This window comes from Pirellulales bacterium, from assembly GCA_019694455.1.
GTDB lineage: Bacteria > Planctomycetota > Planctomycetia > Pirellulales > JAEUIK01 > JAIBBY01.
In genome coordinates, this window is the sequence record JAIBBY010000076.1 from 1 (window position 1) to 15,089 (window position 15,089).

Consider the following 15,089-nt stretch of genomic DNA (forward strand, 5'->3'; position numbering starts at 1 on the left):
TGCCGGCGCTGCTTCAACGGGCGCGGCATCGCCTGCGGGCGGCTCAGTGGCTGGCGCCGCCGCATCGGGCGCGGCGGCATCAGGCGCTGGTTCCGCGGCAGGTTCCGCCGTGGGCGGCGTCGCCGCATCCGCTGGGGCGCCTTCTACGGCAGCGCCGTCGGTTGTCCCAGCATCGGGCGCCGCGCCATCAGCCGCCGCCTCGGGCGCGACCTCGACTCCCAGCGACGCCGCGTCTGGCGGATTAAACAAATACACCACGCCGCGCACTTCCACCGGCACGTCGTACATATTCGCTTCAGTTTTCACCTCGCTGCTGCCGCTGCTCGGTCGCGCCGCCGGTGTGGCCGGCATCGCGGGGCGCATGCCACCCATGCCGCCTCCCATACCTCCGCTGCGCGGCATCGAACTTCCCCCGCTCGACGACAGGCTCGTGCCCGGGTTGTAGCTCACCTGACGCACTTCAATCGGCAAACGCGAATTGGCGCACGCCACCAGCAGGTTCGGGATCCGCCGTTCGTCCATCGTCAACCGCAGGATCACCGGCACCAACCGATATTCCCCGGCGGGCATCGCCGGGCTGGGAGTGTTCGACGCCGGATCGATATAGCGGCCATTCAACAGTTCTTCATCGGTCGATTTGGCGCTCGCGCCTTTCGGGAGCGACGACGTATCGACTTGTCCCAGAATCTCTTTGCTCAGGCCTTCCAGGGCCGGCGGCGATTGGGTGAGCGCCTCCTGGGCCAGCAAGATCTTGTCGATCTTCTTGACCGCCGCGGTTCTCTGATTCGTGGCGCCCGCGCTCTTGTTCGTATTGGCGATCACCTCGAACAGCGACTTGTACAGCCAATAATCTTCTTGCGCCACGCGCACATGCGCCGTCGATGGAATGACGCCTCCCCAGTTGTAGCGATCCAAAATCGCGGTTTGGTCCGCGAGCGGAAAATCGACGATGCCCAGCATCTTCGGCCCGGTCGATTGCCCAGCCGCGGCCGGCGCTCCCGCTCCCATTCCTCCGGGCCGCGCTCCCGCGCCCATTCCGCCAGGTCGCGCGCCGCCAATGGCCATTCCGCGCCGTGGCATGCTGCCGCCGCCAGCTCGCGCCGGCGCGGGAGCCGCGGCGGGCGCTGCGGCAGGAGCCGCCGGTTCTTTGCCCGCGGGCTCGGCCGCCTCGCGCAGCGGATCGACAATCTGGAACAGCGGCTGAAACACATTCTGCGCGAAGTACTGCATGTAGTACCGGCGCGTCGCGTCAGACGCCTCGGCGTCTTTCGGCAACGTGGCCATCTCTTTCGCATGGTCGGGCCAGGTGAGCAGGTCTTTCTGTTGATCGTAAAGAATCTGCCAGGCCGCCAGCGTGCTCTTCACCTGCTTCTGCTGGCTCTCTTTCACGCTATCGGCAAACGCTTGATTTGGCGGGTTCTGCGCGTTGGCGTGCGTTTGAATCGTGCTGAAAGCGCTGTTGATCTGCCCGCGATTCGCCTCAAATTGCGTGACATACGCCCCCGTGCCGGCGTACCAGGCATAACCCGAGAGCGCCACAACCACGATCGCCAGCAGCCAAAAATGGTGCTTCTTGAGCAGCGCCAAATACGGTTTGATTTTGTCCATGTTGGCTGGCTCCTAAAATCCGCCGCTCAGTGTGTCGGTCTCTTCAGTCGCGGCGGCCGCCGTCAGCGCCGGATCGCGCCAACAAAACTGCACCACAAAGTCAAAACGCCGCACGTCGCCCACCTCCGCCTGCACATGGATCGGCGCCGGCCCCTCTTTCTCGCTCAACGCATGGCGGTGAATCTGCCCCGGATTGATCAACACCGGATAACTGATTCCTAGCTCGGCCAACGTCGTTTCACGCGGTTTGCCGTCCGGACCGGGCAGCGTCACCTTCTGCTCCAGCAGGTTCTTGAGCAGCGTCTTGCGTAAGTACGCCGGACCTTCGTTTTCGGTGTCTTCCTCCTTGTTGTGGTAGTGGTATCCCTTGATCTCGAATATCCAGCCCGGCCCCGCTGGACCGGGATCGGCCGCGGGATCAGTCGCGGCCGGATCTGCGGTCGGATCGACCATGGCATCGGCCGCCGGCGCTTCCTCGGCGGGCGCCCCTTCAACGGGCGCCGCGCCCTCGGCGCTTCCGTCCGTCGCCGCCGGATCGGCCGCCGGTTTCGGCGTCGCTACCGGTTTCCACCACGGCTGCACCACTCCCCACCAGCCGCTCAACTCAGGAACTTGCGCGCACTCGATCGATTCGACATGCACCTCGTCGCGCTCGTTGAGCTTTGCCAGTCCCTTGTCTTTCGCCGCCGCGTCGCGCGGAATCGCCGCGTCGATCGCCGTCATTAGCTCCAGCCATTTGGTGCGTCCCGTGACGCTGTTCACCAGCCGGTTGCCCACGTCAGTCACATTTTGCAACTGCGTTTTGGCCTCTTCATACGACGAACTGTATTGCGAGGCCTGCGATGCCACCGACTCCGCCTCCGACTTGGGCCCGGCGAAGTAGCCTTCGAGTTGCGCGCTGGCCCAACTCGACCGATGGCCAAACGTGTTCACCGTCATGCCCAGCAGCAACACCGCCGCGGCTGCCACGGCCCACGGCTTTTTGTCGCGAATCAGGCGGTCTTTCGCCAGCTCGGGGGGCAATAGATTCGTGCGAATCTTCGTCTCGCGCAGTCCCTGCAGCGCCAGGCCGTAGCACGTGCCAAACGCCAGCAAGTTGTCTTTGAACGCCGGTGCGTCGGTCACGTCGGCCCCGGCGAGACCGCGGAATTTATCGAGCTTCTGCACTTCAATATTCAGGTTTTGCTGCAAATAGCGTTGCAGCCCCGGCAGCTTCATCGCGTTCCCCAGCCCCACGATGCGGCCAATCTTGGCCCGCCGATCAATGCTGCTGAAGTATCCCAGCGAGCGCTGCACCTCCGTGAGCAAGTCGTTGAACACCGGTCGCATGGCCTGAAAGATCGCCTTGGCGTTCTCCGATTGCCCGGAGTTGCGCTTCAGATGCTCCGCCTTGGCGAACGTGAGTTTCAACTCTTTGGTCAGCGCCCGCGTAAAGTGGTTGCCACCCACCGGCACGCTGCGCTGCCACACGCGATAGCCGTTGGTCACCACCAGGTCGGTGGTGTCGGTCCCCAGCGACAGCACCACTACCGAAGGGGGCGGCGTGTCCGGATCGTATTGATCCGCCGGCGGCAGATCCTGCATCTGGTCGAACGCCACAAAGTTGTACAAGGCCAACGGCGCCAGTTGGATGTAGTCGACCTCGATCCCCGCCGCGTCAAACGGCTTCAGCGCGCGAAACACCTGATCGCGCTTCATCGCAAACAGGCCCACCTCCGTCTCCAGCGCGAAGCCTTCTTCCACGCTGCCGCCGGGCATCTGCTGATAATCCCAAACCACATCTTCTAGCGCAAACGGGATCTGCTGCCGCGCTTCGTATTTCACAATGTCCGGAATCTTCTTCGATTCCACCGGCGGCAACTTGATGAATCGCGCCAGGCCGCTCTGTCCAGACACCGACACCGCCACCCGGTCGCCGCGCACGCTGTTGCGAGACAAAAAAGTCTTGAGCGCCTCGGCGATCAGTTCTTCGGGATTGGCCTCGGGCTGACTCAATATCTTGGGGTATTCAATGAAGTCGAAGGCGTCGGCCAACACCTGATCGTCTTCGTCGGCTGGCCTACAGCGCAGCGCCTTCAGCGCGCACTGACCAATATCGATCCCCCAGATCGCTGACTTCCGAGCCATGCTGTTTTTCTCTCTCTGTTCCCTGGCATCGGTCCGGCGAGCCGAACGCGACGGCGCCCAGCGCGCTTCGGCCCAAGAACAGGCCTTCGAGAAGGGTTTTTACCGCGCCAAACTCCAAAATCATCGTACTGACGGCGCGCCAGAGGGTCAATTATTCCAACCCATTCCAAGCCATCGCGACCGCGCCTCTGAAGGGTCGGCAACTGGCATATGGAGGCAAGCCTTCTCTCCCCCCGTCAATACCGCTGCGCAGGCGGTGAAATATCGCCCAGTCGGCACGGCATGACCCCACCCACCGGCCGGCCGTTTGTTAGACTCGGGAGTCGACCCCCGCCAGTCCGCATCCTTCCCCGGGCCATTTGCTCCATGGAACTCGCCGAGCTGATCGTTCTGCTCCCCTGCCACAGCCTGGAGGATTTTCCGCTTTATCACGATGGCGCCGACGCCGCCACCCTGCTCTCTGGCTGGGTCGCCCCCTGGCATCCCGCTCTGGTCGCCGCCGCTCGCAAGATGCCACGCTGGTTTCGGGCAGACTTCCCCCCCGACGATGTGAAGGGGCGCCTCTTTCTCCTCCCCGAGGTCAGCCGCCGCCTCATCGCCACCGGTTGGCCCGCCCGCGTGACCGACGAAGGCGCCCTGTTGGTCGACGCCTTGCCCGACCGCGCCGCCACCGCCGCCGAGTGCCTGACGCGCGCCCAACTGCAATCGACCCCGTTGGCCGATACCTTGGCCGACGACTTTTTTGCGCTCGGCTACTGTTACTTGATGGTCGAACTGCTCACCCGACAAATGCGTTATTCGACCAACGTGGACGAACCTCACTTAGAGGGTCAGATTGTCGCCGCCGCCGCTGCCACAATGGCCGGCGAAGAAGCCACAGCCCGCGAGCACTTGACTCGCTGCTTCGAGGTGCTGCACGAGGCCCGCGAGCGCTTTTATCCCGTCGATTCGTATCTCCTGGATATCTCGCTCACCGCGCCGCACTTGTTGGGCGAACCATTGCGCCGCGAGCTAGAGCGCTCCATCGCGCCGAGCATCCATCTCACCGGCGAACTCGTTGACCAGCTTGCCGAGTCCGATCCGGCCAGTCTCGCGGCGCTGCGCGATGCCTGCGCCGCGGCCGCGGCGTCGGTCGTCGGCGGCGACCTGGCAGAGCAGGAAGCGCCCCACCAATCGATGGCCCAGATCGATGCCGGCCTCCGCCAAGGCCTCGAGCGCTTCCAGCAGCATCTCGGCAAGACGCCGCGCGTCTATGTACGTCGCCGCTTTGGCCTTACCCCGGCGCTGCCGCTATTGCTCACACGGCACGGCTATATCGGCGCGGTCCATGCCACCTTCGACGACGGCGTCTTCCCCGCGGTCGGCCAGAGCAAAACCCGCTGGCAAGGGCTCGACGGCAGCGCCATCGACGCCTTCGGCCGCATGCCGATCGACGTGCGCCGCGTCGAAAGCTTCTTGGGGCTCCCCTCGCGACTGTCGGAAACGATGGACCTGGATCACATCGCCACGGTCGCCTTCATCCATTGGGCTGGCGAAACCAACGACTGGTTCGAAGACCTGCGCCGCATCCATCGCTACGCTCCCATCCTCGGCCGCTTCGTCACCCTCGACGAGTATTTTGAAAAGACCGACTCCCCTGGCCGAATGAACAAGTTCGAGCCAGACGACTATCGCGCTCCCTACTTGCAGCAAGCCGTCGCGCGTGGCGATAGCGATCCCATCTCGCGCTGCATGCTTGCCGCGCGCGCCGATGCCGCATCGCGCGCCGAGCGCCGGTTGGCGGCGCTGGCCACACTGGCCAGCGGCGATGCGCAAGTCGCCGCCACCTCTCCCATCCACCAACTGGCCCAAGCGTTGCGCCTGACCGACAGGGCAGGGGAGGGAGGCGCGACACTCATTGCCAACCCCTTTGCGCAAGAAGGCATCGCCATCGTCGGCGACACGCACGTCGCCGTGCCGCCGCTGGGCTTCGCCGTCGTCGCTCCGGCCGGCCCGTCCCAACCTTCGCGGAAAAAACCTCCCACGCCGATGGCGGCGGAACACAAGCTGGCCAACGAACATATCGAGGTGATGCTCGATCCCGTCACCGGCGCTGTCCGCTCGTTTCGCGATTTCAAACGCCGCGCCAACCGCATTTCGCAACAACTCGCGCTGCGTACGCCCGGCGCGGCGTCGCCGACGGGCGACGTGTGGCGCGGCGAGGAGCCCGCCAGCTATTCGGTAATGGTCGCCGATGAGTGGCAGATCACCCAACCCGGTCCCCCCGTGGGAGAATTCGTCGTCCGCGGCCGGTTGGTCGATCGCGAAGGCGCCACGCAGGCCAGTTACCAGCAAACTTTTCGACTCGTTCGCGGCCAGCGCTGGCTGGAGATCGATATCCATCTCGATCCCGTTGTCCTCCCCGCCGCCAATCCCTGGAGCAGCTATTACGCCTGCCGCTTTGCCTGGGCCAACGAGATGGCCGACCTCTATCGCAGTGTCCACCAGACCGCGCAGCCAACCACGCTCAAGCGCATCGAGGCGCCGCACTTCCTGGAAATCCGCGACGATCGCGCTCGCACCGCCATCCTCACCGGCGGTCTGCCATACCACCGCCGCGCCAGCGAGCGCATGCTCGATACTCTCCTCATTGCCGGCAACGAGGCCCGCCGCGACTTTCGGCTGGCCATTGGCGTCGAACTGCCCAGCATCGCCGGCGCCAGCGAGCAGTTCTTGTTGGGCGAACTTCCCTCCCGACCGGTTGTCGCCAATAGCGCCGCGCCCAGCCACGGCTGGTTCTTTCACATCGACGGCGCGCACGTGCTGGCCGTCGATTGGCGCCCGCTCGCCCGCGAAGATGGCGCCCGCGGCTTTCGCGCGGTCCTGTTGGAGACCGCGGGCAAGGCTGGCCGCGTCAAGCTGCGCTGTTTCCGTCCCGTCGCCCGCGCCACGCAGGTTGATTTTGATGGTGGCACGATTGTCATGCTCCATGCCGCCGGCGATCAGGTTTTGGTAGACTTCTCCAGCTTCGAACTCGTGGTGATCGAAGTCGAGTGGAGCAGCCACGAACAGTCACAGGGCGAAAACGCGCGATGATCGTGACCATGGATGGGCCGGCCGGCGCGGGCAAGTCGACCGTCGCCCGCCGCTTGGCCCAGCGCCTCGGCTTTGAGTTTCTTGACACCGGCGCCATGTATCGCGCCGTCGCCTGGGCCGCCGCCGAGCGCGGCTTGCCTTGGGATCAGCCGCAGCGTCTGGTAGAGCTTGCACAAGCGCTGACCATCGAAACCCACGGCGAACGCATCGCCGTCGATGGCCGCGATGTCTCCAGCCTGATCCGCACCCCCGCCATCACCGTCGTCACTCGCCACGCCGCCAACAACCCTGGCGTGCGGGCAAGACTCGTCGAGCTGCAACAACAGATCGGCGCCGGCCGCAGCATCGTCACCGAGGGACGCGACCAAGGCACGGTCGTCTTTCCGGATGCCGCCTGCAAAATCTTTCTCACCGCTTCGCCCGAAGAGCGCGCTCGCCGCCGATGGGAAGATCTGTCGCGCCGTGGCGAGCAGACCACGCTCGCGGAGGTGCTCAACCAGCAAAACGCCCGCGACGAGAGCGACCGCGCTCGCGAGGTGGGGCCGCTCGTGCCGGCGGTCGACGCCATCCACGTTTCGACCGATGGCCTCTCGATCGACGAGGTTGTCGACCGGTTGGAGCAGATCGTCCGCTCGCGCATGCCGTGAGCCGCCGCGCTTACGCCGCCGTCCACGCTCGGGCGATTTCGTCGCACGCCGCGATCAGGTCTTGCCGCCGCTGCGCGCGCTGGCGACTCGCCCGGTACAGGCGCCGCGCGAAGACATCGAGCGCCAAGCACAGCTTGGGGTCAACCGCCGCGTCCAGCGCCAGCGATTGCTCGGCAAAGTCGGCCACGGCAGCCGCGATGAAGCCCCCCGCCGCATCGCTTAGCGGCGCCGTCTTCGAGAAGTAGAGCTTGAGCGCGCCCACGGTTGGCGCGCCGCGCCGGTCGGCGGCGCGGAGCACCAGTTCTGGCCGCACGCTCACCGCCACTTCGCCATAGTTCACAAGCGGCGGCCGTGGCGCGCCGCGCACATAGCGCGCCGGCGGCAATTGGTCCGCCACTTCCAAGAACGCCGCCAGGGCCTCGCCGCACAACTGGTTGCGCTGCGCTTGCCAGGCCGAATCCGGTGGCGCCGCGCGCAGCCGCTGCGCCTCGCGCAAGACGACAGCCGGATCGCGCTCGGCGCCGGTGAGATAGTCGATAACCGCCGCGTGCGCCTCGTTGTAACGCGGCACAAGAAAGCCCTTGGGCCGCCGCTGGTCGCGCACAATCGACCGCCGCCGCGCCGGCGTGGCGGTCATGTACTCTCCCAGCTTGTTCACCGAGATGCGCGGCAGTGTCCGCTCGATGATGCCTGCCATGTTGGCTCTTGGCGGGCCGCCATCTTAGGAGCGCTGGTTCAATTGTTCGCTCGGCGATTCCCGCAAAGAATATTACGCGCGCCGTGTACAAGAGTCCATGACGCATGGCGACTCCCGTTTCGCCTGCGTTTGGCGCCAGCTTATCAACCACGCTCGCGGTGCCATTTGGCGCCTGGTCGCTTTCCGCTCAGACCAATTTCCTTCGGTCATTTTCAGTCGTAGCATTGCGCTAATTGAGAGGCCGCTAGCCGCCTATGAAACGACGACGCACCTCTCGCGAAACCAGGAGAATGGACACAGCCGCGCTTCGCTGCTCGAAGCGCGCAACTCGAGGAGATCGCCTACAGAAGTTCCTCGCGCGGAGCACATTGTGGACTTAAGACCGCTAACGTGGTTTGGCGGCAACGGACGACATCGAGACAAGTAGCCCTGACTGAGGGCGCTGACCTGATGACGTCCCTCGGCCCTTAAGCCACCGTGCGGAGCAACAGAAGATCTGCTCCCGCCGCCAGGAAACAAGCAGGCGATTTCCTTTTATCTTGCGCTGGCAGCCGCGCGCCACACTCCGGGCCACTACGATTTGCTAACTGGTGCTCGCCAACTGGCGGTCGCTCGTTTCAGTCACCGCGCTAGCAGCGTTTGGCGCCTCTCGTGGCGCAAGTGTCGCGCGCTGCGGCCAAAGCCACGCTAGCGACACGATCGTCCACGCGCCTGCCGCAATCGCCAGCCAGGTCATGCCGCTGGCTACTCCAAAGCTGCCCAGCACCGCGCCGGTCACGCCAATCCGCGCTAGCTCCGACCGCCCGGCCCACGGCCGTCGCTCAAAGATCGCCCCCAAGTTGGCCAGCGACCAGAACACCAGGGCCGCCGGCGTCGCCAGCCATGTGACCGGCTTGCTCTTCTCCAGTCCCATCACCACCACCGCCCCGACCAGTACGCACGAGAATTGAAACAGCACGTACAGCGTCATCCCTAGCCCCACGCGGGCGTTGTACTTCTTCACGCTCTCGCGCGTCACTTCTGGCGCGGGTGGATACGGCGCCACGCCGCGCGGCGTCCAACCCAGCGGCATGAACCAAATCTTGATCTTGTCGGTCCAATACGGCGCCTCGCGCGCCTGCCGCCACAGATGAACCCAATAGTGCAGGTTCGCCCAAATCGGGTTCCAGCTTTCCAAGGGGCGCGTCAGCCCGTACACCGGCTGTTCTTCTTCCACCTGAAACGTGCCGAACATCCGGTCCCAAATGATGAACATGCCGGCGTAGTTCTTGTCCAGATACTTGGGGTTGCGCGCGTGGTGTACCCGGTGGTGCGATGGCGTGTTCATCACCCATTCCAAGGGGCCGAGCCGATCGATCGCCTCGGTATGCACCCAAAACTGGTACAGCAGGTTGATCGCCGAGATCGTCGCATACCACAAAGGCGGAAAGCCGATCAAAGCCAGCGGCAGATAGAAAATCCAGGCAAAGCAACTCTCGAATGCGCTCTGCCGCAGCGCCACCGCCAGGTTGTATTCTTCGCTTTGGTGATGCACCACATGCGTGGCCCACGGCGCCGAGTACTCGTGCGCGATGCGGTGAAACCAGTAAAACCCCAGGTCGACACCCAACACCAGCGCGATCGCGGCCCCCCACTTGGCCGCCGCCGACCACTCGGTCATTTCGGTCAGCCGCCAGTGCCGGTACAGATACAGATAACCGGCGAACAGCGCCCCTTGAAAAAAGATGCGCGTCACCTGATCGATGATGCCGCAGCTCAGGTCGTTCACCGAATCGTTGAAGCGGTAAAACCGCCGCCGACTGGCGATGCCCACCAAGATCTCCACTCCGATCAAGAGCAGAAAGAACGGCACCGCGTACAAGATGAGCGGGCGTGGCGTGCCCAACAGCCAGTCGATGGTGGTGTCTTGCATGGACCTGCTCGCCTAAATAAACCAGACGGCAACGTCCACTATCATAGCCGCGCTCGGCTCGCCTCCAAGCGCCGCACGCGGCAAATAGGCTGCAAATTGGCTATTTCATGGCGCTGGCTCGATCTTCGCCTTCTGAATTGCCTTGAGCGTCTGCTTGGCATAAGCCTGAATCGCTGATTCGGGCGCTGACTGCGCCATCAACCGTTCTAGCGCGGCCGCGGCGCCCGCCGCCTGACCTCCAAGCTCTTGCAGCAAGCGAAAAATCTCACCTTGCATCCTGATATCGAGATCATGGTCATCGAGTAGTCGCGCCAGCGTCGCCGTCACTCGCTGCGCCTCCTCGTCGCTTAGCGCGCCCGGTCGATCGCCGATCAGACTCGATGCGGCCGCCAGCGCCACCCGCGCCGCCGGATCGTCGAGTCCCTTCCTCAGCGCCTCCAGCACCTCGGGCGAGTCATGGTCCAAGCGCGCCGCGCTTGTCAGCGCCGCGGCCCGCACCATCGGCGACTCGTCGTTTGTCGCCTTGAGCAACAGGTCTAGTTGCGATTTGTCGGGCATCATCCGCGCGGCCAGCGCCCGCTCGAACTCGTTGTCGCTTGCGAGCGCTTCGACCAGCACCGGCGTCGACTCCGCCGCTGGTATCTTGCTGATGGCGTCAATTGCCGCATGTTTCATCATTCCTTCCGGGCTGTTGTCGATGACCCAGGTGTCGGTGTCGCGCATGGCCGCCACGATTCCAGCGGTCGCTGCGCTGCCCAGGCCATGCCGGCCGAACATCTCCATCGCCTGAATCGCCTCCGTCCGCCGCACCGGGCTTAGTTCGGCTCGCAAGAGGTTCACCCATTCGTTGATAGGTTTGCCATCGTAAAGCAAATTACGCTTGAAATTATTGGGAAGCAGGTACAAAGGGCCTCCAGACGTCGGCTTCGGCGGCTTCGCCGGCTCAGTCTTTGGCGCTGGCTCAGTCTTTGGCGCTGGCTCAGTCTTTGGCGCTGGCTCGGGCGCCGGCCTGGGCCGCATGCCCCCCATCCCTCCTCCACGTCGCGGCATCGTACCGCCGCCGATCGTCGGCGCGCCCGCCGGCTGCTCGCTGGGCGCCAAGGTCGGTTGCTGTACCGGGGCAGGGGGGGGCAAGGTCCTGACTTTGAGCGAGAGGGGTTCCGGGTCGTCGGGATCCAAGACCGTGAAGTCGAGCGGCGCTTCGCGCGATTGCCCTGCTTCGTTCGTCGCGGTCACTCTCCCCAGCGTTTCCGGCGTGGCCTGAATCCCGCAGTTCAGCCGGATCGAAATAATTCCATAAGCAGGTATGGCCGTCTGATCAAACTTCCAGCTCAACGTGTTGCCGCTGCGCTTGTAGCCCTCGGTCGCTTGTTTTGCCTTCACCCCCTGCTGCAGTTCAACGACCAACCGCATCCCGCGCAGCGGTTGACTCGTTGGATTGAACACCTGAATTTCAATCAGGGCGTTGTCGTTTTGGCGAAACTCAATCGGCATCACCTTCAGTTCAAACGGCGGCTCGTCCTTCTTGGCTGCCTCAGCCTCCGGCTTTGGTTCGGCGAATGGATCGGGCGCCGATGGATCGTCCTCCACCGACTCCGACGGTAACGCGATGCGCGCCGCGCCCATCCCGCCCGGCCGCCTCGCTTGCGCTGCGGGGGTCGGGTGGGCCGCTGGCTTCGCATCTGTCTCGATGTTATAGCTCCCTGTCAGCCGCGGCGCTGCCTCGCCATCTGGCACGGCGTCGGCATTAGGCGCAACCGCGCCGACTGGCGCCGGCGCCACCTCCGGCTGCTCGCTGGGCTTCACCGGCGGCTGCGCCGCAGGCTCTGGTTGCGGGCGTGGCTGGCGCGCCTCACGCCGCGCTTTTTCCAACGAACTTACCGCCATGCTTTGAATGACTCGATCGTTGCTTTGCGTCAGCGTCTCAAGCGCCGCCTGCAACTCCGGCGATTGAGCGACGAAGTATTCCGTTACAGGAAGCGCGCGATCAATCAACTCGCTTCTGCTGGAGGTCGTAATCGCTTGCGCGAGCCGCTTTCCGATGAGCGACTCCTGTTCCGGCGTGAAACGTTGCTCAAAGGCGGGCAGGTGATCGAGAAATGCCACAACTGCGGAGGGATTAACATCGTTGAGTATCTCCAAGATGGCTTCGCCCACCCCTGGCGCCGCGCGATCGATCTTGGCCGCGGTCGCCACCGCGAACCCGCGCACGAGCGGGTTGGCGTCTTCACGCGCCGCCAAGAGGGCCGGAATCGAATCGCGGTCCTGTAATGCAAACACCGCGAACAGGCGTTCCCCCAGGTGTTCGCTCTTGAGAACGGCGCGCAGCACCGGCGCCGAGTGCTCCGCCGGGATCATTTGGCAGGCGGATACTGCCTCGCTGAACATTTCATTCGCCATTTCCGCCGCCGCGCTCCTCCGCCCGCCAAAGACGTCGTAAGTCCGTGCCTTCCACACCAGTTTGCGCGTCGCCTCCGCCCCCAAGCCGTTCGCGCCAAAAGCCCCCATCGCGCGAATCGCCTCCCTCTGATCCATCGGGCTCAGGTCGGCGTTCAGCTTTTCCCGCCACTCCTTAAAGCTCAGGCCAGCATAGCGCAGTTTCGCATTGTGAGCTTCTTCGGCTGCAAGTCTTTGCTGTCTTTCAATCATCACGCCGACCTTGCGTCGCGCGTCCGATTGCGCCGCATCTTCAATCTGGCGTTTCTGATCGGCTGTCAGCCGCGCCAAGCGCGCCTTCGCCTCGGCCACGTGAAACTCCATCGGCGCCAGTTTCTCCGGCTCACCGCCGGCCGCGCCCACGTCAAACAGCTTTTTCACGCGGTTGCGCCAGCTTTCCATCCGCGCCAAGTGCTCGCCCGCGGCGGCGATCTTCGCGTCGGGCTCCGTGGCCGCCTCTTCGGCCGCCTGCATCCAGCGCGTCGACCACTCCACCACCGCGTCGAGCGGCGCCCGCCCCTTCTCACAGGCCGCCGCTGTCGCTTCGTAGACCTGCCGCGCGGCCGCCACCATCTCGCGCGCCGCTTGGCGTTCGCTATCCTCTGCCGGCGCCGCGCTTGGCTTCTTATCAGCCGGTTCCGCGCTGGGTTTGTCGTCAACCGGCGCCGCTTCGTTATCGCTCAGCTCAACGGTTGGCTCGCTCTCGGGCGTAGCCGCCGCCTTGCTCGCCGTGTCGTCGGCCGCCGGCGACGGCTGCGCCACCAGTCGTGGCCGCACCACCGTCGCGAGCAATAGCGCCCCCATCACGCACAGCAAAAATGCCCGCTTGGCCCGCGAGTCGTGGCGCGGCCCGCTCACCAGCCGCCGAATCCGCCCGGCCAGCGTTCGCCCGTGCGCCCCCGGCGCGTAGGCCGCGTGCGCGTTCACCGATTGCCCCAGTCGCAGCAACGTGCTGGCGTAGTCGGTAGCCGGCCCCGTGCCCGAGGCCGCCAGATCGCAGGCCCACTCGGCCGCCTCGTCAAAGCGCCGCACCGCCAGCCACGCCAGCGGGTTGAACCAATGCGGCAGCGCTAACACGCGCGCCGCCAGCGACTTCCACACGTCGCGGCGCAGGTAGTGCGCCAGCTCGTGCCGCAAAATCGCGCCCCGGCTCGCTTCGTCCAACTCCTCCCATAGCTCGGCCGGCACAATCAGCGCATAGCCGCGCGGCAGCCGACAGAGCAGGGGCCCAAGTTCGCGCGTGACCAACATCGGTATCCGGCTCCGCACCCCCGCCTGCAGGGCGAGCGACTGCCACTGCTGTTGCCACTGCGGCTCCACCGGCTCATGGGCCGCCAGTCGCCGCACAAACCGCGCGTAGCCCACCAGCCAAACCAGCGCAATAAACGCCATGCCCGCCAGCCACATCGCGACCAGCATCTCGGGCGTGTTCCAAAGTACGCGCGCGACTTCGGTCCAAGTCGGTCGGAAAGCAGTCGCCGGCTTCGTCGTCGTCGTCGTGGGCGGCTCGCTCGGCGCAATCTCGATTATTGGCGCCGTCGCCACGGCCGTCGCCGAGGCGATTTCTTGCCGAGTCGACACCACCAGCGGCAACGATTCCGGCGCCGGCTCGCTTTCTTCCGGAGCGCTCGCGGCCGGCGACGACGATATCGATATCGCCATCGGCTCGCTCAGTTCCACCGGCGGCGGCGATTCGAGTGGCGCCGATGCCTCTATTGCAAGCTCCATCAGTTCAATGCTGGGTTCGCTTGTTTCATCGCTCGCCACAGCGCGGGGCGGTTGAATCGCGGTTTGGCCCACGAGCGCCGGCGGTTGGTAGTACCGAATCTCCACCGGCAGCCGAAACATCAACCATCCCGCCCCCAGCACGCAGATCCAACAAGCGCGATGCGCCGCGGGCGAGGTGACGCGCGCCAGTCGCAGCACGACCGCCGCAACAATCGCCAGCGCCGCCAGCGCCAGCGTGCCACAACCCAACCAGGCCAAGAATTGCCAGCCGTTGATGTCCATTGCCGCGCCCTCATGCTGCTCTAAGAAGAGTGGTGAACGAGAAGAGCGATTCCGACGAGATGAGCGAAAAGGTGGTTTCCGATCAGAGAAGGTCACTAGCCGCCGTTCTGCTGCCGCTCCGCCTGCGCGATCAGTTGCTTTAGCTCAGCGATCTCCTTGGGCGACAGCGCGCGGTCGCGAACCAGATGCGCCACCAGCGGCACCACGCTCCCCCCGGCCACGCGCTCGACGAGCAGTTCCAGGTGGCTCGCGCTGACGCTCTCGGGGCGCACGGCGGCCGAGTAGCGACTGGGCCGATCGCTGGTGCGCGTGACTAGCCCCTTTTCGACCAGCCGATTCAGCCGGGTTTGCATGGTGGTGTAGCCGATCGGCCGCCCCAGCCCGGCCTGCGCCTCGGAAAGGGATACCGATGGCTGCTGCCAGAGCATTTGCAGGATTTCCATTTCTCCCGCGCTCAGCCGCCGCGACTTGCGTGTATGCGCCATGACGCCTCCTTGTTACTACGTGTGTCGTAGATGCTACGACTGTTGTCGTAAAGAGGCAAGCGAATTTTCAAAAAGATTTCGCGCGGCGCTTT

At 64.8% G+C, this 15,089-nt stretch carries 8 protein-coding genes; 2 read left to right on the top strand and 6 right to left on the bottom strand.

What is annotated here, in order from left to right; genetic code table 11:
• Positions 1–1,608, bottom strand: a 1,608-nt coding sequence (locus K1X71_19640; protein ID MBX7075361.1) for a hypothetical protein, incomplete at its 3' end; no start/stop codon positions are given.
• A 12-nt stretch (positions 1,609–1,620) separates the two neighbouring features.
• On the bottom strand, positions 1,621–3,735 hold the full coding sequence (gene pilM / locus K1X71_19645) for a type IV pilus assembly protein PilM (GenBank protein ID MBX7075362.1): 2,115 nt from the start codon (positions 3,733–3,735) through the stop codon (positions 1,621–1,623).
• Positions 3,736–4,101: 366 nt separating this feature from the next.
• On the opposite strand from pilM, the gene K1X71_19650 reads away from it, so the two are divergent.
• Both K1X71_19650 and cmk read left to right on the top strand, forming a co-directional pair.
• Positions 4,102–6,810, top strand: coding sequence for a hypothetical protein (locus tag K1X71_19650; protein ID MBX7075363.1), 2,709 nt, complete (start codon positions 4,102–4,104; stop codon positions 6,808–6,810).
• Positions 6,807–7,457, top strand: coding sequence for a (d)CMP kinase (cmk, locus tag K1X71_19655; protein ID MBX7075364.1), 651 nt, complete (start codon positions 6,807–6,809; stop codon positions 7,455–7,457). The genes K1X71_19650 and cmk overlap by 4 nt, the downstream gene beginning before the upstream one ends.
• 10 nt (positions 7,458–7,467) lie before the next feature.
• Here cmk and K1X71_19660 read toward each other — a convergent pair whose 3' ends face one another.
• The 4 genes from K1X71_19660 to K1X71_19675 form a co-directional block, all read right to left on the bottom strand.
• Positions 7,468–8,154: a hypothetical protein gene (locus tag K1X71_19660; protein ID MBX7075365.1), complete on the bottom strand. Its 687-nt coding sequence runs from the start codon at positions 8,152–8,154 to the stop codon at positions 7,468–7,470.
• A gap of 583 nt (positions 8,155–8,737) precedes the next feature.
• Entirely contained in the window at positions 8,738–10,066 is a 1,329-nt protein-coding gene (locus tag K1X71_19665; protein ID MBX7075366.1) for a sterol desaturase family protein, read from the bottom strand.
• A 105-nt stretch (positions 10,067–10,171) separates the two neighbouring features.
• Positions 10,172–14,512, bottom strand: coding sequence for a HEAT repeat domain-containing protein (locus tag K1X71_19670; GenBank protein MBX7075367.1), 4,341 nt, complete (start codon positions 14,510–14,512; stop codon positions 10,172–10,174).
• Between the two features lie 95 nt (positions 14,513–14,607).
• The gene (locus tag K1X71_19675) at positions 14,608–14,997 is read right to left on the bottom strand and encodes a BlaI/MecI/CopY family transcriptional regulator (GenBank protein MBX7075368.1); all 390 of its coding nucleotides are present in this window, start codon (positions 14,995–14,997) and stop codon (positions 14,608–14,610) included.
• Positions 14,998–15,089: the final 92 nt, after the last annotated feature.

Coding starts and splice junctions, on each gene's coding strand:
- pilM (MBX7075362.1), bottom strand. CDS start 3,735: ATGGCTCGGAAGTCAGCGATCTGGGGGATCGATATTGGTCAGTGCGCG.
- K1X71_19650 (MBX7075363.1), top strand. CDS start 4,102: ATGGAACTCGCCGAGCTGATCGTTCTGCTCCCCTGCCACAGCCTGGAG.
- cmk (MBX7075364.1), top strand. CDS start 6,807: ATGATCGTGACCATGGATGGGCCGGCCGGCGCGGGCAAGTCGACCGTC.
- K1X71_19660 (MBX7075365.1), bottom strand. CDS start 8,154: ATGGCAGGCATCATCGAGCGGACACTGCCGCGCATCTCGGTGAACAAG.
- K1X71_19665 (MBX7075366.1), bottom strand. CDS start 10,066: ATGCAAGACACCACCATCGACTGGCTGTTGGGCACGCCACGCCCGCTC.
- K1X71_19670 (MBX7075367.1), bottom strand. CDS start 14,512: ATGGACATCAACGGCTGGCAATTCTTGGCCTGGTTGGGTTGTGGCACG.
- K1X71_19675 (MBX7075368.1), bottom strand. CDS start 14,997: ATGGCGCATACACGCAAGTCGCGGCGGCTGAGCGCGGGAGAAATGGAA.